At 47.9% G+C, this 21,982-nt stretch carries 17 protein-coding genes; 15 read left to right on the forward strand and 2 right to left on the reverse strand.

All coding sequences use genetic code 11. From position 1 onward, the window contains the following. Window positions 1–77 precede the first annotated feature (77 nt). The 7 genes from speE (at window position 78) to QYB97_RS09700 (ending at window position 7,489) form a co-directional block, all read left to right on the forward strand. The gene (gene speE, locus QYB97_RS09670; RefSeq protein WP_301165794.1) at window positions 78–905 is read left to right on the forward strand and encodes a polyamine aminopropyltransferase; all 828 of its coding nucleotides are present in this window, start codon (window positions 78–80) and stop codon (window positions 903–905) included. Window positions 906–1,161: 256 nt separating this feature from the next. Continuing rightward, window positions 1,162–2,040, forward strand: a complete 879-nt coding sequence (speB, locus tag QYB97_RS09675) for an agmatinase (RefSeq protein ID WP_301165795.1) — start codon at window positions 1,162–1,164, stop codon at window positions 2,038–2,040. Between the two features lie 348 nt (window positions 2,041–2,388). Continuing rightward, window positions 2,389–4,143, forward strand: coding sequence for a PAS domain S-box protein (locus QYB97_RS09680; RefSeq protein ID WP_301165796.1), 1,755 nt, complete (start codon window positions 2,389–2,391; stop codon window positions 4,141–4,143). 172 nt (window positions 4,144–4,315) lie between these two features. Further along, on the forward strand, window positions 4,316–4,759 hold the full coding sequence (locus QYB97_RS09685) for a YwiB family protein (RefSeq protein ID WP_301165797.1): 444 nt from the start codon (window positions 4,316–4,318) through the stop codon (window positions 4,757–4,759). Further along, window positions 4,756–6,426: an arginine--tRNA ligase gene (gene argS / locus QYB97_RS09690; protein WP_301165798.1), complete on the forward strand. Its 1,671-nt coding sequence runs from the start codon at window positions 4,756–4,758 to the stop codon at window positions 6,424–6,426. The genes QYB97_RS09685 and argS overlap by 4 nt, the downstream gene beginning before the upstream one ends. A gap of 118 nt (window positions 6,427–6,544) precedes the next feature. Next, window positions 6,545–6,715 (forward strand): XapX domain-containing protein, encoded by a 171-nt coding sequence (locus QYB97_RS09695; RefSeq protein ID WP_301165799.1) that lies wholly within the window; start codon window positions 6,545–6,547, stop codon window positions 6,713–6,715. An 18-nt stretch (window positions 6,716–6,733) separates the two neighbouring features. After that, window positions 6,734–7,489, forward strand: coding sequence for an alpha/beta fold hydrolase (locus QYB97_RS09700; protein ID WP_301165800.1), 756 nt, complete (start codon window positions 6,734–6,736; stop codon window positions 7,487–7,489). Here QYB97_RS09700 and uvsE read toward each other — a convergent pair. Further along, window positions 7,482–8,435 (reverse strand): UV DNA damage repair endonuclease UvsE, encoded by a 954-nt coding sequence (uvsE, locus tag QYB97_RS09705; RefSeq protein WP_301165801.1) that lies wholly within the window; start codon window positions 8,433–8,435, stop codon window positions 7,482–7,484. The two genes, QYB97_RS09700 and uvsE, sit on opposite strands and share 8 nt — an antisense overlap. A 66-nt stretch (window positions 8,436–8,501) precedes the next feature. Further along, window positions 8,502–9,698 (reverse strand): cardiolipin synthase, encoded by a 1,197-nt coding sequence (gene cls / locus QYB97_RS09710; RefSeq protein ID WP_301165802.1) that lies wholly within the window; start codon window positions 9,696–9,698, stop codon window positions 8,502–8,504. 208 nt (window positions 9,699–9,906) lie between these two features. Here cls and QYB97_RS09715 point away from each other — a divergent pair, with 208 nt between their 5' ends. The 8 genes from QYB97_RS09715 (at window position 9,907) to icmF (ending at window position 21,752) form a co-directional block, all read left to right on the forward strand. Continuing rightward, entirely contained in the window at window positions 9,907–12,048 is a 2,142-nt protein-coding gene (locus QYB97_RS09715; protein WP_301165975.1) for a (Fe-S)-binding protein, read from the forward strand. Between the two features lie 410 nt (window positions 12,049–12,458). Beyond that, window positions 12,459–13,640: an acetyl-CoA C-acetyltransferase gene (locus QYB97_RS09720; protein WP_301165803.1), complete on the forward strand. Its 1,182-nt coding sequence runs from the start codon at window positions 12,459–12,461 to the stop codon at window positions 13,638–13,640. Between the two features lie 20 nt (window positions 13,641–13,660). Then, window positions 13,661–14,512, forward strand: a complete 852-nt coding sequence (locus QYB97_RS09725; RefSeq protein ID WP_301165804.1) for a 3-hydroxybutyryl-CoA dehydrogenase — start codon at window positions 13,661–13,663, stop codon at window positions 14,510–14,512. A 31-nt stretch (window positions 14,513–14,543) separates the two neighbouring features. Continuing rightward, a complete protein-coding gene (locus tag QYB97_RS09730) occupies window positions 14,544–15,686 on the forward strand; it encodes an acyl-CoA dehydrogenase (protein WP_301165805.1) in 1,143 nt (380 codons plus the stop codon). A gap of 19 nt (window positions 15,687–15,705) precedes the next feature. Further along, window positions 15,706–16,848 carry an acyl-CoA dehydrogenase gene (locus QYB97_RS09735; RefSeq protein ID WP_301165806.1) on the forward strand — a complete coding sequence of 381 codons (1,143 nt, stop codon included), beginning with the start codon at window positions 15,706–15,708 and terminating at the stop codon, window positions 16,846–16,848. Between the two features lie 10 nt (window positions 16,849–16,858). Continuing rightward, complete coding sequence (gene meaB, locus QYB97_RS09740) at window positions 16,859–17,812, forward strand: methylmalonyl Co-A mutase-associated GTPase MeaB (RefSeq protein WP_301165807.1); 954 nt, start codon at window positions 16,859–16,861, stop codon at window positions 17,810–17,812. 5 nt (window positions 17,813–17,817) lie between these two features. After that, complete coding sequence (locus QYB97_RS09745) at window positions 17,818–18,450, forward strand: TetR/AcrR family transcriptional regulator (protein WP_301165808.1); 633 nt, start codon at window positions 17,818–17,820, stop codon at window positions 18,448–18,450. Window positions 18,451–18,491: 41 nt separating this feature from the next. Continuing rightward, complete coding sequence (icmF, locus tag QYB97_RS09750; RefSeq protein WP_301165809.1) at window positions 18,492–21,752, forward strand: fused isobutyryl-CoA mutase/GTPase IcmF; 3,261 nt, start codon at window positions 18,492–18,494, stop codon at window positions 21,750–21,752. The last annotated feature ends 230 nt before the right edge of the window (window positions 21,753–21,982 follow it).

Consider the following 21,982-nt stretch of genomic DNA (forward strand, 5'->3'; position numbering starts at 1 on the left):
AAAAAGTAAATGCTATAATCGTAATGTTTGTTAAAAGAACAACGATGCCTGGCATTTCAAATAGAGGAGTGATGACTGTGGAACTATGGTTCACGGAAAAACAAACGAAAAATTTTGGAATTACTGCGAAGATTAAACGTACATATGTGACGGAGCAAACAGAATTCCAAAAACTAGATATGGTAGAAACAGAAGAATTCGGCAACATGCTTATTTTGGACGGAATGGTGATGACCACCCAGAAGGATGAGTTTGTTTATCATGAAATGGTTGCCCACGTGCCTTTGTTCACCCATCCAAACCCTAGACAGGTATTGGTTGTCGGCGGCGGAGACGGCGGCGTTATCCGTGAAGTATTGAAGCACCCATCTGTTCAAAAAGCAACCTTGGTTGAGATCGATGGAAAAGTGATCGAGTACTCCAAGCAATATCTTCCTGAAATCGCCGGTGAGCTCGAAAACTCCCGTGTAGAAGTAAAAGTGGATGACGGATTCATGCATATCGCCATGAGTGAAAATCAGTATGATGTGATCATGGTGGATTCCACTGAGCCGGTTGGCCCGGCAGCAAAGCTGTTTGAAAAAGGATTTTACGAAGGCATCTCCAAAGCGTTGAAAGAGGACGGAATTTTTGTAGCGCAAACGGACAACCCTTGGTTTACGCCTGAACTGATCTCTCAAGTATACAAGGACGTAAGCGAAATTTTCCCGATTACACGTCTTTACACCGCAAACATTCCAACCTACCCAAGCGGACTCTGGACGTTTACGATCGGTTCCAAGCAATACGATCCACTTGAAGTGAACGAAGAGCGTTTCCATGACATTGAAACGAAATACTGGACAAAAGAACTTCACAAAGCGGCGTTCGCCCTTCCGAAGTTCGTTGCAGACCTTATTAAGTAATCATTGTTGCCTTAAAGGATGGTCTTCTTTGATCAGTTGATTGTAGTGGAAGGTGCGAGACTCCAGCGGGAAAAGCGGGGCAGATGAGACCAATGAGGCGCTCGCGCCGTTCCCGCAGGAGCTTGCGACGAGGAGGTAGGCGTTTACGCCGGTAAGGCTCAGCGCCCGCCCGTGGAAAGCGAGCATCCTGGAACGGAGATCAACCCTTCCAAAAGCAACAAAGGTTCTGCAGTAAGAGAAAGGGGCACATGACGCCATGAGATTTGACGAAGCCTATTCCGGCAACGTATTTATTTTAAGCAAACCCGATTTTGAAACAGCGGATGCTGTACTTTATGGAATGCCGATGGACTGGACGGTATCGTTCCGCCCGGGCTCCCGCTTTGGACCGGCAAGAATCCGGGAGGCTTCCCTGGGGCTGGAAGAATATAGCCCTTATGCGGACAAGCACCTGGAAGAAGTGAACTATTTTGATGCAGGAGATATTCCGCTTCCTTTCGGAAATCCGCAGCGAAGCCTGGATCTCATCGAGGAGTACATTACAACTTTGCTTGATGCCGGTAAATTTCCACTTGGCATGGGAGGGGAGCATCTTGTCTCCTGGCCGATATTTAAAGCGTTGAATGAGAAATATGAGGATTTTGCCATCATCCACATTGATGCACATGCTGACCTTCGTGAACAATATGAAGGCGAGCCGCTTTCTCACTCCACTCCGATCCGCAAGGCGTGCGGACTGATTGGAGCCGAGAATGTTTATTCGTTTGGCATCCGCTCGGGAATGAGAGAGGAATTCCAGTTTGCCAAAGAGTCAGGCATGCACATGCACAAATTCGATGTGGCAGAGCCGTTGCGCAAGGTATTGCCGACACTCGCCGGCCGCAATGTTTATGTAACCATCGACATTGACGTACTTGATCCCGCTCACGCACCGGGGACAGGAACAGCAGAAGCAGGCGGAATTACGTCAAAAGAACTTCTTGAAGCCATTCAGCTGATTTCCGAATCCGATGTAAAGGTGATTGGAGCCGACCTCGTTGAAGTCGCTCCCATTTACGACCCTTCCGAACAAACCCCAATCGCAGCCAGCAAATTCCTGCGCGAAATCCTGCTGGGATGGGTGAACAAAAAGTAAACGATTTCTGTTTTTTGAGCCTGGTTGTTCTTCGATGAACAGTTGATTGTAGTGCAAGGTACGAGACTCCTTCGGGAAAGCGGGACAGATGAGACTTGGAAGGCGTTTCGCCGGTCCCCAAGACCAAGCAACGGGCAAATAGGCGATTACGCAGGCCAGGCTCAGCGCCCGCCCGAGGAAAGCGAGCAACCTGGAACGAAGATCGACAACTTACAAAGCCTCCAGCAAAAGACGAAACCGGATCTCCGGCTTTCGTCTTTTTTTGTCGAAATAAAGTTACAGATTTGTGTCAATTTTGGTATAGTTAAACAAAGTAAACAAATTTGTACGTGGAAAGGAGTGGGAGGAATGGAAAATAAGCTTATGCAATCTCCAATGCCATTTATGGACCAATTGTCGGATCCTGTCTTATTATTATCCAAAGACTTTATGATTCAGGAGATGAATGTGGCTGCACAGCAATTGACCGGAAAAACCAAGACAGAGATGGAAGGCCTCCCCATTTCGAAACTCCTTCCAGATTTTAATGAGCAATTACAGGAACAGCGGGCTGTTGTGCCGGAAAATTTGCAGCGGGTGGTTGTCAGGCTTGATGAGCTTGGTACGGACAGCAACTATCTGGTTTGCATTCTCAAGCCTTGCATGCAGGAAGATGAACCTGATACGGTGTGCGATCCTCAAAAAGACCTGCTCGTCAGCCTGACCCATATCGTGCCCGATTTTATCGGGATAAAGGATGGGAACGGCAAGTTTGTCTATGCCAATAAATTTGCGGGAGAACTGTTTGGCTATTCCCATGGCGGCTTTATCGGAAAAACAGATGCAGACCTTGGACGCCTGATTCCCTGCTTCAAGCCTGTATTCGACTATTGTATCCAGACCGATGAAACCGTGTGGCAGGGTGGGAAGCTGGAGCGGTGCCTTGAAAAAATTCCGATGCCATCAGGTGACCGGGTATTTGACGTGTACAAAATACCGATATTTACCGAGGAAGGCAAACGGAAAAATCTGCTTGTTTTCGGCCGGGAAATCACAGATCAGGTCTCTTCCCACGAAAAATTGCTGGAAAGCGAATCGAGATACAGGCTGCTCGCGGAAAATTCAACAGACATGATTTCCACACATACGCTGGATGGGAATATGCAATATGTATCTCCTGCCTGCCAGCAGCTGCTGGGATATACTCCACAGGAGCTGCTGAAAAAGAAAGCATTCGCCCTTTTTCATCCGGATGATATACGCCGTTCGCTGGAAACACATAATCAGCTGCTTGATGGCAGGGAGATTGGCAACTTTCAATTAAGGCTGAAGCATAAAAATGGGGAATACCGATGGGTAGAGGCTGCCTGCCGGGGAATCAAGGATGAGAAAACAGGACAAGTGATTGAAATTATCGCGGTTACCCGTGACATTTCCGAGCGGCTCGAAGCGGAGGAACTGCTGAGAAACTCTGATAAGCTTTCCATTGTGGGCCAGCTGGCGGCTTCCGTTGCCCATGAAATCAGGAATCCGCTCACTGCGTTAAAAGGGTTTATACAGCTTTTCCAATCGAAGGGCATTGTGGATTGTGATAAGTATTACGGAATTATGCTCGATGAGCTGAACCGTATTGAACAAATTATTACGGAGCTTCTGATTTTGGCCAAACCGCAGTCAAAGACGGTGGACAATAAAGATATCAACGAATTGATCGAGTACGTTGTCGCACTGCTCGACCGCCAGGCGCTCATTCATAATGTGCATATCGTGTGCGATTTGGAGGAAAATCTGTCGCTTGTTCAGTGTGTGGAAAATGAACTGAAGCAGGTGTTCATCAATCTGGTGAAAAACGCCATTGAAGCGATGCCGGACGGGGGCATCATCCACATCGACTGCCTGCAAAAAGGAACGGACATTGAAGTGACGATTCAGGATCAGGGATGCGGCATACCGCCGGAAAGCCTCGAAAAGCTCGGTGCACCCTTTTATTCCACTAAAGAAAAAGGGACTGGGCTCGGCTTAATGACAAGCTTTAAGATTATCCAGGAGCATCAGGGAAAAATTGATATTGAAAGCCTTCCGGGCAAGGGGACGACCGTCAGGATTACCCTTCCGGCCTCTTAATGCACTTTTCATACAGAAAAGTGCGTTTTTCTTTTTTAAATGACGGGGTAAGGTTGAAGAATTAGGGAAGAATCCTTTATAATAGTTGAGTTATATATATGAAGCGTGATGCAGGGGCTGTAGAAGGCTTTCTGTTCGAAATAGATTTTAAAATAAAAAGGACGGATCCGATATGGATGGACAAGGTGCAGGTATTGCGGTCAATTTAACACTGGAAACCGTCATACAGCATGCGAATGAAAAAGACGTACATACGGGAGAGGCAGAAGGGACGCTGTATAAAAAGGGAGACAGCACCTACCTGAGGTATTCCGAAGTTATAGAGGGAGCTGGATCGGTCAACAATGTGATTAAGATGAATCACGAAGGCATTGTGATCCTGAGAAGCGGCAGTGTAACCATGCGGCAAAAGTTTCTGATCGGACAGACCACCCAGGGAATGTATGATACGCCATATGGACAGCTGTGGATGGAAACCACTACCCATCAGATGAGTTTCCGCTGGAACCAGCAAGTAAAAAAAGGTGACTTGACCCTGAATTACGGGCTTGTATTGCAGGGCGAGGATACAGGAAGATATACGATAAAGATAAAATTTCAGGAGGCGGAAGCATGAACGTTGTAGATCAGGTAAAACTCCTTTTAAAGCAGGAGATTGAGGAAGCGGTAATAAAAGCCGGATTAGCGGAAAGAGAGCAGCTTCCTGAAGTCGTTCTGGAGACACCCAAAGACAAATCACACGGTGACTATGCGACCAATATGGCTATGCAGCTGGCGCGCATCGCGAAGAAAGCTCCGAAAGTGATCGCGGAAGAAATTCTCAAAAATTTTGACAAGAGCAAGGCGTCCATCAGCAAGCTGGAAATTGCCGGCCCAGGCTTTATCAACTTTTATATGGATAATGCTTATTTAACCGATTTGGTTCCTGCAATCCTTAAAGCCGGAGAAAAGTATGGAAGAACGGATTACGGAAAAGGCGAAAAGGTACAGGTTGAATTTGTGTCTGCAAATCCGACGGGCAACCTTCACCTTGGCCATGCACGCGGAGCGGCTGTAGGTGATTCTCTTTGCAATATTCTTGATACTGCAGGGTTTAACGTTTCCCGCGAATTTTATATCAATGATGCAGGTAACCAGATCAACAACCTGGCCTATTCCATTGAAGCGCGATATTTCGAAGCGCTCGGGCAGGAAAAGGAAATGCCGCAGGATGGCTATTTTGGAAAAGACATCATTGAATTTGGGAAGGACCTTGCTGCCGAATACGGAGATAAGTGGGCAGCAGCTGATGAGAGGGAACGGTTTGAATTTTTCCGCAAGTATGGTCTTGAAAAAGAGCTGGAGAAAATTAAAATCGATCTGGCCGACTTTCGTGTGAACTTTGATGTCTGGTATTCTGAATCCTCTCTATACGAGTCCGGCAAGATTGACAAAGCACTCACAAAGCTGAAAGAAGCGAATGTGGTCTATGAAAAAGATGGTGCCACCTGGTTCAGAACGACCGATTTCGGAGATGACAAAGACCGCGTGCTGATTAAGAATGATGGTTCTTATACCTACTTAACACCTGATATTTCTTACCATCAGGATAAGCTCGACCGCGGATTTGAGAAATTGATCAATATTTGGGGAGCCGATCACCATGGCTATATTCCGCGCATGAAAGCAGCGGTCGAAGCGCTCGGGTACAACCGCGAGCAGCTGGAAGTCCTGATCATTCAGCTTGTGTCCCTCTTCCAGAATGGGGAAAAGGTGAAAATGAGCAAGCGGACCGGTAAAGCCGTTACGCTGAAAGATTTGATGGAAGAAGTGGGCGTGGATGCGACCCGTTACTTCTTTGCGATGAGAAGCTCTGACACACATCTTGACTTTGATATGGATCTCGCCGTTTCGAAATCCAACGAAAACCCTGTATTTTATGTGCAATATGCGCATGCCCGCGTATGCAGCATGCTGCGCCAGGGAGCCGAAATGGGCTTGTCTTATGACGGAGAGCTTGATCTGTCTCAGATTTCTTCTGAAAAAGAGTTTGAACTTCTGAAAAAACTTGGGGAATTCCCGGCAGCGGTTGAAGAAGCCGCTGAAAAAATGCTGACCCACCGAATGACCAATTATGTTTTTGAGCTCGCTTCCGCCCTGCATAGCTTTTATAATGCAGAACGTGTTCTGGATGCCGAAAACAAAGAAAAATCAACGGCACGATACGCGTTGATGAAAGCCACGCAAATTGCGATTCAAAATGCGCTTCGCATTGTTGGGGTTTCCGCACCTGAAAAAATGTAAACTATTAATGTTAACCGGCTGCAGTTATGAACTGCAGCCGGTTTTTTATTGCCCGCATTGGGGAATAGGGATAAACCCTCCGCTGACAGCACACGCTAGAACAGAGGAGGAATGGAACGTGAAACTGGTCATGTTATCACTCATTACGGGTGCGGCTGTTGGCATCATTTTTGCTTTATTTAAACTGCCGATTCCTGCACCGCCTGCATTGTCCGGCATCGCCGGTATTATTGGAATTTATATTGGCTACCAGCTGTATCAGTGGGCGCTGTCCCATTTCATAAGGTAAACCTGAGGAGGACTGAGCTTGGAACAACAAGTACGCACCTTTTACGAAGAATCAGGATCGGGCCAGCCGGTTGTTTTTATTCATCCTCCGGCATTGACATCGCGAATTTTTTCGTATCAGCATAAATATTTAAGCTCATGTTCCCGGGTCATTACGTATGATTTGCGGGGCCACGGGAATACGCCATGTCCCAGCGATAAGGTGTCCATCCCGATGATGGCGGATGATATGCTCGCATTGCTGGATAAACTCGGCGTGCAAAAAGCGGTGATTTGCGGATATTCCGCAGGAGGCTCCATTGCTCAGGAATTTGCCTTGCGGTATCCGGAACGGGTCAAGGGGCTTGTGCTGCCAGGCGGGTTCCCCCAAGTGGCTTCATGGCTGCTGCAAAGAGAATTCCGGCTCGGAATATACCTGGCCAAACACCACCCAAATGTATTGGTGAACGGTCTGGCATGGACCCACCAGGTCACTTCTCAGGACGGCAGGGAAATAAAGGCTGAAAGTAAAAAAGGCAGCCCCAGCCTTTGGCACCGCCTTTATGAAGAAAGCCTGAATTACAGCTGTACAAAGCGATTGCCTCAATTAGAGGTACCGCTTTTGTTATTTTACGGATCACGTTCCTTTTATTTTTTACCGTTTCGAAAGGTTTATCAAAAGCTGGTCTCTCATGTGAAAACCGTGATTGTTCCCGGTGCTTTCCATCAGATTCCGGTAAAGCAGTATCAGTACTTCAACGGAGAGCTGGCACGATGGCTGACAGAAATTAAATGAGAAGTGTGCCGCCTGTCAGCCTCTTGATGCCCCTCACCTTGCTCAAATCCTGAAGCAGCTGAATGAGGGCGAGATCCTTTTGTTTGGCTTCAATCATGACATCCAGCTGATCAGTAAAAGGCTTCACCATTTTAAGAAAGGGCAGTACATAATCCGGGCTTACGAAGTCATGATGGCTTCGGTAGGCCTTTTCTGTTTTTGGAGAAGAAAGATGAACTTTGGGCGGGCGTCCTGTTCCCTTCCATGTGTCAATAAAACGCGGAAGGAGCTCCTCCAAAGGGACAGAATCCGGGTTGGACAGATGATGATGGTAATCAAACATCATGGGGATGCCTTCCTTTTCGCAAATCTCCAGCGTTTCTGACGTGGTATAGGTTTTATCATCATTCTCCAGCGTCATCGCTTTTTTTACAGGAGATGGAAGTTTTTTAATATTTTCATAGAATCGGGCAATCGAGGAGTCCTTGTCTCCATAAGTACCGCCAACATGAATATTGATCCGGGCCTCTTTTTCCAGTCCCATGGCTTCAAACATGGCATAGTGATATTCCATGTCCTTGACGGCATTGTGTGTCACCTGCTCCCTTTCACTGGTAAACAGCGTAAACTGGTTCGGATGCATGCTTACCCGAAGGCCATTGGCTTTGACAAGGTCACCGATGGCCTTGAACTCCTCACGTGTATACTTCAAATAATCCCAATTGACTTCGGGATGGGTGGCAAGCGGAACGATGGAAGACGACATGCGGTACAAAGGAAATTCGGAAGCGATATTATAATGAACAATCCGCAGTGTATTTTTTAAATTGGTTTTAGTCAGTTGGATCAGCCGCTGTTCCCGTTCCTCTTTTTCGAGCTTGGACCAGGTGGCGAAGGTCATCGTTTTGGAAGGCGATGAATCAAAAAGGGTAAGAGCGGTAGATACGTAGCCGAAAGATGCAATCATTAGAGCAGCTCCTTAAACACAAGTATTACTAATTCATTCACCTAATCAGAATACATTAAACAAACCTTATAAAAAGGGTGAAAAAACTTTAGCAACCAGGATTTTTGTTTTTTTCCAATACGACATTCGTTCCCAGACAGTCAGGGTGAGGGTTTCGGAACGGTCGAGATCTTCTTTGATCGCCTTTTGTGCCTCCTGGATCAGGTGTTCATCTTCAAAAATGCAATTGACCTCCGAATTGGTAAAAAAACTTCTTTGATCAAAGTTGGCCGTTCCAATATCGCAGATTTTGTCATCTACCAGAAAGACCTTCGCATGGAAAAACCCTTCGTAATACTCCTCAACCCTGCAGCCCGCCTTCAGCAGGTCTTTAAAATAAAAATACGAGGCTTCCTTGACCAGCAGGTGATCTGATTTCATGGGCACAAGCAGGGTCACTTCCACTCCGCGCTTTATGGCATGAAGAAGCGCGTTCTGAAGTGTTCGGTCAGGAATAAAATAAGGAGAGCCGATGGTGATGCTGGTCTTGGCCTGATTAATTTGCTGCAGACAAAAAGAATAAATATCCCGGGCGGAGAACAGGGTGGTAATTTTGATTGGCCCTTCCTGCTGCTCTGGAAAATACTCGTTCTCGCTGCCGCTGATTTTTTCTCCGCATGCAGCCTCCCAGTCCATCAAAAACTGCTGTTGAAAGGTATGTATGACCGGCCCGCTCAGCTGCATATGGTAATCCCGCCAATAGCCGAGCTTTGGGTCCCTGCCCAAATATTCATCCCCCACATTAAATCCGCCCATAAATCCTGTGTGCCCGTCAATAATGGTAACCTTCCGGTGATTTCTGCGGTTCAGTTTATAAAAAAAATACGGAAATTCAGGCGAAAAGCTGTAGGCGAATTGAACGCCCGCCTTTTTAAGCTCCTTAATCGCCTTTTTTTTCAGGAAAAAGCTGCCCATATAATCCACCAAAAGACGGACCTGGACGCCTTCTTTGGCTTTTTTCTTTAAGAGGGAAGACATCTCCTTTCCGATGCAGTCCTCATGATAAATATAAAATTGAATATGCAAGTGATGGCGGGCCTTTTCAATATCTTCAAACAACGTATCGAAAAACTGTGTGCCCGTCGTCAGCAGTAGGGCATTCCCGCTGCAGGAGGACGGCGTTTTGATCTCATGCCGCTGCACGTTTTTTCTTCCCAGATGAAAATCGAGCCAGATAAAAAAGGACAGCAGCAGCAAAATGAAAAGACCAATGACAACCATCATGGACACCTTCCTCCTTTCCTCAGGTTTAATGGTAATTAGTCTTTCCATAAATCGGAGAAAAAATTTTTAAAATAATATTGACTGAATGCTCATTCATTTATTTTTTATGTTATAATGGGTTCAGAAAATTCAACCCTTTTTGAATAATAAATCAAGATGTTCCATGGAAAAGGGGAAAGCTACAGACAAAGGTGAAGGGAGCATAATGATGAATGGGCTGATGATTTTAAACTGGATTGCCTTTATTCTTGTAACCGCTTACGCCATTTATTTATTTTCCTATGTGGTCAAAACGCGGTATGAATTCATCAAAATGGGGAAAAAAGTCGAATTCGACCATACGGTCCAGGAACGCATAAAAGCGGTGCTGGTCAATGTGTTCGGTCAGAAAAAGCTTTTAAAAGATAAAAAGAGCGGTGCAATCCATGTCATGTTCTTCTATGGATTCCTACTCGTCCAATTCGGTGCCATTGATTTCATTTGGAAAGGGCTTGCCCCAGGGTCGCACCTGCCGTTGGGACCGGTTTACCCTGCTTTTACATTCTTCCAGGAAATCGTCACGTTTGTCATCCTGGTCGCTGTTGTATGGGCCTTTTACCGCCGGTATGTCGAAAAGCTGGTCCGGCTGAAACGCGGATTTAAGGCAGGGCTTGTACTGCTTTTCATCGGCGGACTTATGCTTTCGGTTCTTCTCGGAAATGCCATGGAAATTCTTTGGCATAATCTCGAGCTTCACTGGACGGCACCTATTGCCTCAGGCCTGGCTTATCTATTTGGATGGCTGCCGCAGACTGCCGTTGTAACGGTATTCTTTATCGCCTGGTGGGCCCACTTGCTGTTCCTGCTGACCTTCCTTGTCTATGTGCCGCAATCAAAGCATGCTCACTTAATCGCGGGCCCGCTCAATGTTTGGCTTGGACGAAAGGATAAGGTTGGAAAGCTGGCATCCATCAATTTTGAGGATGAAACGCAGGAAGTGTTCGGTGTTAACCGGGTGGAAGACTTTAACCAGAAACAACTGGTCGACCTGTATGCCTGTGTGGAATGCGGACGCTGTACCAATGTTTGTCCGGCAACCGGAACAGGCAAAATGCTTTCGCCAATGGATATGATTATAAAAATAAGAGATCACCTTACAGAAAAAGGAGCGGCTGTCACCTCGCGCACGCCTTGGATGCCTGCATTTGCCTTCTCAAACACGAGGGGCAATCAAATTGCCTTTGAAGCAGCAGGCAAGGGTGACGCGGCAAAAGAAATGGCTGCAGCCACTGAAGGCAGCTCAGCCTTCAAATTTGATTACAATATTGAACTGATCGGGGAGGTCATGACCGAGGAAGAGATCTGGGCATGTACGACCTGCAGAAACTGTGAAGATCAATGTCCGGTTATGAATGAGCATGTCGATAAAATTATTGATATGAGACGCTATCTTGTACTCACAGAAGGTAAAGTGGATGCCGATGCCAAGCGTGCCATCCAGAATATCGAAAAACAAGGGAATCCGTGGGGAATCTCGAAGAAAGAAAGAGAAAACTGGCGGGAGCTTCGCGAAGACGTTTCCATTCCGACAGTAAAAGAAATGGAGAAGGCCGGAGAAGAGTTTGAATACCTGTTCTGGGTGAGCTCTATGGGAGCTTACGATAACCGCAGCCAGAAGATTGCCCTTGCTTTCGCCAAAATCATGAATGAGGCCGGTGTGAAATTTGCCATTCTTGGCAACAAGGAAAAAAATTCAGGAGATACGCCAAGGCGTATCGGAAATGAGTTCTTGTTCCAGGAAATTTGCACGAGCAACATTGCCTTGTTTGAAAAACACAATGTAAAGAAAATCATTACGATTGATCCGCACGCGTTCAATACATTCAAAAACGAGTATCCGGAGTTTGGGTTTGATGGAGAGGTTTATCATCATACCGAGCTTCTGGCAGAGTGGATCAAAGAAGGGCGCATTACACCGAAGTTTGAAGTGGATGAGGTCATTACGTACCATGATTCCTGCTACCTCGGCCGCTACAACGAGGTTTATGAGCCGCCACGCGAGATTTTAAAAGCCATCCCGGGCGTAAAGCTTGTTGAAATGAACCGCAATCGCCAAAACGGCATGTGCTGCGGCGCCGGCGGAGGCATGATGTGGATGGAAGAAAAAGCCGGCCAGCGGGTAAACGTTGCCCGTACCGAACAGGCGCTTGAAGTGAATCCGACCATGATCGGAAGCGGCTGCCCGTTCTGCCTCACCATGCTTAGTGATGGCACGAAAGCCAAAGAAGTGGAAGACAAGGTGCAAACGCTGGATGTCGTTGAGATTCTCGAGCGTTCCCTTTTCCAGCCTGAGAAAGCAGTCGTTCAGTAATCTAGTAGTCCAGGGTTGGATGGAAGTGGTTAATTTCCGTTTCAGGCTGCTCGCTTTTACCGGCGTAAACGCCTACTTTCGCAGGGCGGGCGGTGAGCCTGTTACCGGCGTAAACGCCTCCTTAGTCTCACCTGTCCCGCTAGTCCTGCAGGACAAGGAACACTTCGGGCAAAACATCGCACGAAGAAAATGTGATCTTCATTTTCGAGGAGTCTCGCACCCTCCACTCCAATTAACTGAACAACGAAGCTTCTTCATAAAGAATGCACCCAAATCAACTTGCTTTAAAAGAGTTATAAAAAGAGAGAAACCTGCTGTCCTTTGGGCTGCAGGTTACTCCATGGTTAAGGATCGACCGAGCGTTCGCTCAGTACAAGTTGAAAGCGTTTACTAATAAGGAGGAAATCAAAATGGCAAAAACGGTAATTGTCAGCGGTGTCCGTACACCCATCGGAAAATTTGGAGGAGGATTAAGCACCCTTTCGGCATCTGATCTCGGAGCCGTGGCTGTTAAGGAAGCGTTGAAGCGAGCTGGAGTAGGAGCCGATCAGGTTGGTGAGCTGATCCTTGGCTGTGTGCTTCAGGGCGGACAGGGACAGATCCCTTCACGCCAGGCTGCCCAAAAAGCAGGATTGCCCTGGGAAGTAAAGACAGAGACCATCAACAAAGTGTGTGCATCAGGCATGCGGAGCGTCACCATGGGTGACCAGATTATCCGTGCGGGAGATGAAGACCTCATCGTAGCGGGCGGAATGGAATCCATGAGCAATGCTCCGTATATTCTTCCGAAGGCGCGCTGGGGCTACCGAATGGGAGATGGCCAGGTGAAAGACTTGATGACACATGACGGTCTTACCTGCTCCTTTACAGGCGTCCACATGGGCACCTATGGCAACGATGTGGCAAAGGAACTGGAGATCTCGCGTGAAAAACAGGATGAGTGGGCGCTGCGCAGTCATCAGCGGGCCGTTGCCGCAACGGATAACGGAACGTTTGCTGAAGAAATCATCTCGGTTGAGGTTCCTCAGCGAAAGGGCGATCCGGTCGTTGTTTCAGCGGATGAAGCACCAAGAAAAGACACTTCTCTTGAACGGTTATCCAAGCTTGCTCCTGTCTTTTCTGCGGATGGAACCATCTCGGCCGGAAATGCACCAGGCGTAAATGACGGAGCGGCGGCGCTTGTTCTTATGTCAGAGGAACGGGCCCAAAAAGAGGAAAAAGAAATCATGGCCACCATTCTTGGCCATACAGCGCTTGCGGTGGAAGCGAAGGATTTTCCGAAAACACCGGGTCTGGTCATTAATGAATTGCTCAAGAAGACAGGAAAAACACTGGATGAAATTGATTTGTTTGAGATTAATGAAGCATTTGCGGCTGTTGCGCTGACAAGCGCGGAGCTTGCCGGCCTGGACCTGGAGAAGGTCAATGTAAACGGCGGTGCGGTGGCACTCGGACACCCGATCGGAGCCAGCGGCGCGAGAATCATTGTTTCATTGATTCATGAGTTAAAACGCCGGGGCGGCGGCCTCGGAATCGCATCGATCTGTTCCGGAGGCGGGCAAGGCGACGCCATCCTGCTTGAAGTGAAGTAAATAAAAAGGGGGATTTATTTATGAACGTTCAAACCATCATGGTCATCGGAGCAGGGCAAATGGGCTCAGGCATTGCGCAGGTTTGCGCCATGGCCAATTATAAAGTGTATCTGCACGACCTGAAGGAGGAATACGTCCAAAAGGGAGTGTCTTCGGTTGCCGCGCAATTGTCGCGCCAGGTGGACAAAGGCCGGATGACGGCTGAAGACCGTGACGGTGTTTTAGGCCGCCTTCATCCATCCACCAGCATTCAAAACGCTGCAGAAGCAGATTTGATCATCGAGGCTGTCGTGGAAAACATGGATGTAAAAACGCAGGTGTTTAAAATGCTTGATGAGATGGCGCCCGAGCATGCGATTCTTGCGAGCAATACCTCTTCCCTGCCGATTACAGAAATTGCGGCGGTAACGAAGCGGCCGGAAAAAGTCATTGGCATGCACTTCATGAATCCGGTCCCGGTAATGAAACTCGTAGAAATTATCCGCGGACTGCAGACAAGCGACGAAGTATACGAAACGATAGAATCCATCACCAAAAATATCGGCAAGGTCCCCGTGGAAGTTCAGGACTTTCCCGGCTTTATCTCCAACCGGATTTTAATGCCGATGATCAATGAGGCCATTTTTGCCCTCTATGAAGGTGTGGCAGAGCCGGAAGCTATTGATGAAATTATGAAACTCGGAATGAACCATCCGATGGGGCCGCTCACATTGGCTGATTTCATCGGCCTCGATACCTGTCTTTATATCATGGAAACTCTTCAAGAAGGGTTTGGAGACGATAAATACCGGCCATGCCCGCTTTTGCGTAAATATGTAAAAGCAGGCTGGCTCGGTAAGAAAACCGGCAAGGGGTTTTACACGTATAGCTGAGGGCAGAAAAGCGTGACAGGGGGAATGAAACGTGAATCTCACGTTTACAGAAGAACAGCTCATGATGCAAAAAATGGTGCGGGATTTTGCACATAAAGAGATTGCACCAATCGTCGATGAGATGGATGAAAAAGATCAGTTTCCAACAGCGATTATAAAAAAAATGGCAGGTCTCGGCCTAATGGGGATTCCCATTCCCGAGGAATACGGCGGTGCAGGTATGGATTACACCTCCTACATCATCGCCATTCATGAGTTGTCAAAGGTGAGTGCCTCGGTGGGGGTGATCCTCTCTGTGCACACGAGTGTCGGAACGAACCCGATTCTCTACTTCGGAAATGAAGAACAAAAACATCGGTTCATTCCAAAGCTTGCGAGCGGTGAATATCTGGGGGCGTTTGCCCTGACCGAGCCGGGTGCAGGGTCAGATGCGGCAGCTCTCAAAACAAAAGCCGTTAAAAAAGGCGATAAGTACATCCTGAACGGCTCCAAGATGTTCATTACGAATGCTGGGGCTGCAGATACGTACATCGTGTTTGCCTCGACTTCACCGGAAGCGGGATCGAGAGGAATCTCAGCCTTTGTGGTTGAAAAAAATACCCCGGGCTTCTCCGTTGGAAAAAAAGAAAAGAAAATGGGGATGAACGGGTCCAATACGTGTGAAATTGTCTTTGAACAGGCAGAAGTACCGGTGGAAAACCGTCTGGGAGAAGAAGGCGAAGGATTTAAAATCGCCCTGAGCAATCTGGAGGCGGGAAGAATCGGCATTGCCGCCCAGTCGCTTGGAATTGCGGATGCGGGGCTTCACTATTCCCTGGAATATGCGAAACAGCGCAAGCAGTTTGGAAAGCCGATCGGTGCCCAGCAAGGCCTCGCCTTTATGCTTGCAGATATGGCAACAAAGGTGGAAGCGGCGAAACTGCTGACCTATCGTGCGGCTAATTTGCGCAATCTTGGCATTCCGTGCAAAAAAGAAGCGTCCATGGCCAAGCTTGTTGCTTCACAAACGGCCATGAAAGTAGCCATTGATGCCATCCAGGTTCATGGAGGCTATGGCTATACCAAGGAATATCCGGTGGAACGGCTGTTCCGGGATGCAAAAGTCTGTGAAATTTACGAAGGAACAAGTGAAATTCAACGAATCGTACTCAGCAAACAACTATTAGAAGATTAAACCGGGAGGCAAGAGAACTATGCAATTTCAACTTTCTGAAGAGCATGAAATGATCCGTAAGATGGTGCGGGACTTTGCGAAAAATGAAGTAGAGCCGACAGCGGCAGAACGGGATGAAGAGGAGCGCTTTGACCGTCACCTTTTTGACCAGATGGCGGAGCTCGGCCTGGCGGGTATTCCCTGGCCGGAAGAATACGGCGGAATCGGGGGCGACTACCTTGGCTATGTGATTGCTGTAGAGGAGCTGTCGCGCGTATGTGCATCAACAGGCGTAACCCTGTCCGCTCATACATCACTTGCCGGCTGGCCAATCTTTAAATTCGGATCAGAAGAGCAAAAGCAGAAGTTTCTCCGTCCCATGGCAGAAGGCACGAAAATGGGTGCCTACGGACTGACTGAGCCAGGATCGGGATCCGATGCTTCGAGCATGAAAACCACCGCCCAAAAAGACGGTGATGACTATATTATCAATGGTTCCAAAATTTTCATTACGAATGCCGGCGAGGCAGAAATTTATGTGGTGTTTGCCATGACGGATCAGTCTGCAGGGCACCGCGGCATCTCCGCGTTTATCATTGAAAAGGGAACTCCTGGCTTTTCGTTTGGCAAAAAGGAAAAGAAGCTCGGCATCCGCTCTTCGCCAACACTGGAACTGATTATGGAGGACTGCAGAGTGCCTGCAGAGAATCTTCTGGGGAAAGAAGGCGAAGGCTTTAAAATCGCCATGATGACACTGGATGGCGGCCGCAACGGCATAGCTGCACAGGCCGTCGGAATCGCCCAGGGCGCGCTCGATGCTGCAGTCACATATGCCAAAGAAAGAAAGCAGTTCGGCAAGTCGATCGGCCAGAACCAGGGCATCGGCTTCAAATTGGCTGATATGGCGACCAAGGTGGAAGCGGCAAGGCTTCTGACCTATCAGGCAGCTTGGCGCGAGAGCCAGGGATTACCTTATGGAAAAGAGTCAGCCATGTCCAAATTGTTTGCAGGGGATATCGCGATGGAAGTGACAACAGACGCTGTTCAAGTATTCGGTGGATACGGGTATACAAAAGAATATCCTGTTGAACGGTATATGCGTGATGCGAAAATCACCCAAATTTATGAAGGAACACAGGAAATCCAGCGGCTGGTCATTTCCAAAATGCTGCTGAAAGATTAAGGAGGAAACCATGCATCCTTTGGCCGAACGCATACAAAACAAAGATGAACGGGCACTTGCGAGAGCCATTTCCTACGTCGAAAACGATCACCCTGAAAAACTGGATTTGTTAAAGGACATTCATGCGATGCAAAAGAAGGCTCATTATGTGGGCCTGACCGGATCGCCAGGTGCTGGCAAGAGCTCTCTTGTTAACCGGCTGATCACCTATCTTCGGAGTCTTAACCTGACCGTTGGGGTGGTTGCGGTTGATCCGACCAGCCCGTTCAGCGGAGGGGCGATTTTGGGAGACCGTGTCCGCATGAGTGAACATTTTACAGATCCAGATGTTTTCATTCGCAGCATGGGAACGCGGGGCAGCCTCGGCGGTCTCGCGCGGACGACAAAGGAAACCGTTCGGCTGATGGATGCCTTCGGGTTTGACGTCATATTGATTGAGACAGTCGGTGTCGGCCAGTCAGAGCTCGATATCATGAAGATTGCTGACAGCATTGCGGTTGTTTTGAACCCGGGAAGCGGTGACGTTGTCCAGGTCTTTAAAGCAGGGATTATGGAAATCGCCGACTTGTTCATCGTGAACAAAGCGGATCTTCCCGGCGTTCCCAAGCTTTTATCCGAAATTGATTCAATGCTGGATCTGGTTAAGCATGATGCACCCTACCGGCCTCCGGTGGTCCAGACGATTTCAGTACAGAACAAGGGCCTTGAAGAAGTATGGGGTGAGCTGATATCGCATCGTGCCTATTTAGAGGAGAGCGGTGAGGGACACGAGCGGCGGGCGCGCAGCCTGAAACAGGAAGTGATTGAAGTCGTTCATTATGAATTGATGCGGACTCTTCTTTTAAAAGAAGAGAAGGGTGGATTCCAGTGGGTGGCCGATGTACAGGATGGAAGTCTCGATCCTTATACTGCCGCAGAGGAAATTCTTGAACGATGGAATAAAAACCAGGACGGAAAGGAGTGACAGTTTTGGCGAGAAAGGAAGTACCTTCGCTTGTTAAGGATGAAAAGCTCATCGAAAAAAGGCGGGGAGAAATGGTCAAGGCAGCGGTCAATCTGTTTAAAGAAAATGGCTTTCACCGGACGACCACAAGGGAAATCGCGAAAGCTTCAGGCTTCAGCATCGGCACGCTTTATGAATATATCCGGTCAAAGGAAGATATCTTGTACCTGGTTTGTGACAGCATTTATGAGGGAGTCCGGGAAAAGCTCAATGAACAGATCGGCACAACGGAAGGCAGCGTTGATCATGTGAAGAAGGCAATTGCCGTTTATTTTAACGTGGTGGATGAAATGCAGGATGAAGTGCTTGTCATGTACCAGGAAGCCAAGTCACTGTCACGGGAAGCGCTGCCTTATGTGCTGAAAAGGGAGCTGGAGATGACGGCGATTTTTGAGGAGCTTATCAGGCAGACGGTGGAGCAGGGAGAACTCGATCTGAACGAAGAGGAAGTAAGGCTGCTGGCCCACAACATATTGGTTCATGGACAGATGTGGACGTTCCGGCGCTGGAGCCTCAGAAAAGAATACAGTTTGGAAGAGTACACCAACATGCAGACACAATTGCTTTTGTACGGGGTCAAAAATAAAAGTCTCATTTGAGAGAATAACAGTAAAACAGGGTCAGAGAGGAGCAGGGATTAATGAGTAGTCCGGAAGTATATCAACCGAAACACCATATCCGATTTGTAACCGCTTCCAGCTTGTTTGACGGCCATGATGCGTCCATTAACATCATGAGGCGCATTTTGCAGTCGAGCGGTGCCGAAGTGATTCATCTGGGGCATAACCGGTCGGTGGACGAAGTCGTAAGCGCAGCCATTCAGGAAGATGCTCAGGGCATTGCGATTTCCTCCTATCAAGGAGGCCATGTAGAGTACTTCAAATACATGATCGACCTTTTGAAGGAGCGGGGAGCCAGCCACATTAAGGTATTTGGCGGAGGCGGAGGCGTTATTATTCCGCCGGAAATAAAAGAGCTGCACAGCTATGGCGTAACCCGCCTCTTCTCTCCGGAAGACGGCAGGATTAATGGCTTGCAGGGCATGATTGATTTCATGATGCAGGAGTGCGACTTTCAGACAGTCACCGAGATTACGAATGAACTGGAGAAGCTGTCTGAAAAAGAGAGCAGAGCCGTTGCCCGTCTGATAACGCTGGCTGAAAACAGCGAAATAGCTCCAAAAGAAACGGCAGCCACGGCGGAGGAAGTTCTTGAACAGGTGAAAACGTCACAGCAAAACGTGCCTGTCCTGGGGATCACCGGAACAGGGGGAGCCGGTAAAAGCTCCTTGACCGATGAACTGGTCCGCCGTTTTGTGAATGAATTTGAAGACAAGACGGTTGCCATTATTTCCATCGATCCGACCAAGCAAAAAACAGGTGGTGCATTGCTTGGTGACCGTATCCGCATGAACTCCATTTACAATCCAAGGGTTTATATGCGGAGTCTGGCTACCCGCGGTTCACGCTCTGAACTTTCGGCAGCCATCAGGGATGCGCTTTCGATTGTCAAGGCTGCAGGCTATGATCTGGTTATCGTTGAAACAAGCGGCATCGGCCAGGGGGATGCAGGGATTGTCGATATTTCGGACGTCTCCATGTATGTAATGACCAGCGAATTTGGTGCGCCTTCCCAGCTGGAAAAAATCGATATGATTGATTATGCTGACCTTATTGCCATTAATAAATATGAACGCAAGGGCTCTGAGGATGCACTTCGCGATGTGAGGAAACAATACCAGCGCTCCCGTCAGTGGTTTGAAAAAGACACAGATGACATGCCGGTTTATGGCACGATCGCCAGCCAGTTCAATGATCAGGGAACGAACACACTTTTCCGTGCGCTGATCGAAACGCTGAATGAGAAATGTTCATTGGGCTGGCAGCTGAAGCCGCTCGCAGAGGAAACCGTAGCCAAACGGAATGTCATCATTCCCGGCGAACGAAGCCAGTATTTAAATGACCTGGTGTATACAATCAGGGATTATTATAAAACGATGAATGAACAGGTGAAGTATGCCCGCAAGAGCTATCAGCTCAAGGGCTCCATTGAAACCATCCAGGAAATCAACAGCGATGGCGAAGTGATTCCGGTTTTGGAGGAAGCAAGAAAGCAAGTGGAAGAAAACCTTCTTCCTTTTTCCAAAAAGACGCTGGAGAACTGGCCGAAGCTGAAGGAACAGTACAGCGGTACAGAATTTGTGGCGAAGATCAGGGACAAAGAAATTGTCACAGAGCTGACGACAAAAAGTCTTTCGGGCCTGAATATTCCAAAGGTCTCCCTTCCAAAGTATAAAGACTGGGGAGAAATTCTGGAATGGACCATGAAGGAAAATGTTCCCGGTGCTTTCCCTTATACAGCAGGTGTATTCCCGTTCAAACGAAAAGGGGAGGATCCGAAGCGGCAGTTTGCCGGGGAAGGCACGCCTGAGCGGACAAACCGCCGATTCCATTATCTGTCCAAGGACGATGACGCGAAGCGGTTGAGCACTGCGTTTGATTCAGTGACCCTGTACGGGGAAGACCCGGATCACCGTCCTGATATTTATGGAAAAGTAGGCGAAAGCGGAGTCAGCATCTGTACACTCGACGATATGAAAAAGCTGTATGCCGGTTTTGATTTAACGGCACCAAGCACGTCCGTTTCCATGACGATCAACGGGCCGGCACCGATTATTTTGGCCATGTTCATGAATACGGCTATTGAACAGCAGCTGCAGAAATTTGAAGAAGAGCATGGGCGCAAGCCTGATGAAAAGGAATTGCAGGATGTTAAAGCGAAAACGCTGGCAAGCGTCCGCGGAACCGTGCAGGCGGATATCCTGAAAGAAGACCAGGGACAGAATACGTGTATTTTTTCAACGGAATTTGCCCTGCGGATGATGGGGGATATCCAGCAGTACTTTATTGATCATAACGTGCGCAACTATTATTCCGTTTCCATTTCGGGTTATCATATTGCCGAAGCCGGAGCGAACCCGATTACCCAGCTGGCCTTTACACTTGCCAACGGTTTTACCTATGTGGAATACTACCTCAGCCGCGGCATGAAGATCGATGATTTTGCGCCAAATCTTTCTTTCTTCTTCTCAAACGGACTGGATCCGGAATATGCGGTAATTGGCCGCGTCGCCCGAAGAATCTGGGCCACTGTGATGAAGAATAAATATGGAGCAAACGAACGAAGCCAAAAGCTGAAGTATCACGTTCAAACCTCGGGAAGATCGCTTCATGCCCAGGAAATTGATTTTAATGATATCCGCACGACGCTGCAGGCATTGATGGCGCTTTACGACAATTGTAACTCGCTGCACACCAATTCCTATGATGAAGCCATTACAACGCCAACAGAAGAGTCCGTGCGAAGAGCCATGGCCATCCAGCTCATCATTACTAAGGAACTTGGCCTTGCCCGCAACGAGAACTCCCTTCAGGGCTCCTTTATCATCGAAGAACTGACAGACCTCGTGGAAGAAGCCGTCCTGCAGGAATTTGAACGGCTGAATACAAGGGGCGGCGTCCTGGGCTCTATGGAAACTCAGTATCAGCGCGGAAAAATTCAGGAAGAATCTATGTACTATGAAATGAAAAAGCATAATGGGGAGCTTCCGATTATCGGGGTGAACACGTACCTGAACCCTAACCCGCCGAAGGATGAAGAGTTTAACATGCAGCTGGCCAGGGCAACAAAAGAAGAAAAAGAGCAGCAAATCGCTCATTTAAATGAGTTTAAACAGAAAAATGCAGACCGTTCCGAAGAAGCACTCCGCAGCCTGCAGGCAACCGCATTGAACGGCGGAAACATCTTTGAAGAACTCATGAAAACCGTCAAAGCAGCCTCCCTTGGCCAAATTACCAGTGCACTCTATGAAGTAGGCGGCAAATACCGCAGAAATATGTAAACGAATTCCGGAAAAAGAGGAGAATAGCATCCTCTTTTTCTATTTTTTTAATTCTTTTAAAAGAAAAGCCCCTGGAACGGAAATCAACCGCTGCCACAGTCATATAAAGCTTAACAAAACCCCATTTCTTAACCAGTTGCACAGTTTTGGAAAAAAAGATATCATTCATCTAGCATATCCTTGGAAGATTTGTTTATAATGAAGAGTATAATTCTTCTAGAACTAAACGT

It is taken from the genome of Fictibacillus fluitans, from assembly GCF_030418125.1.
Lineage (GTDB): Bacteria > Bacillota > Bacilli > Bacillales > Fictibacillaceae > Fictibacillus_C > Fictibacillus_C fluitans.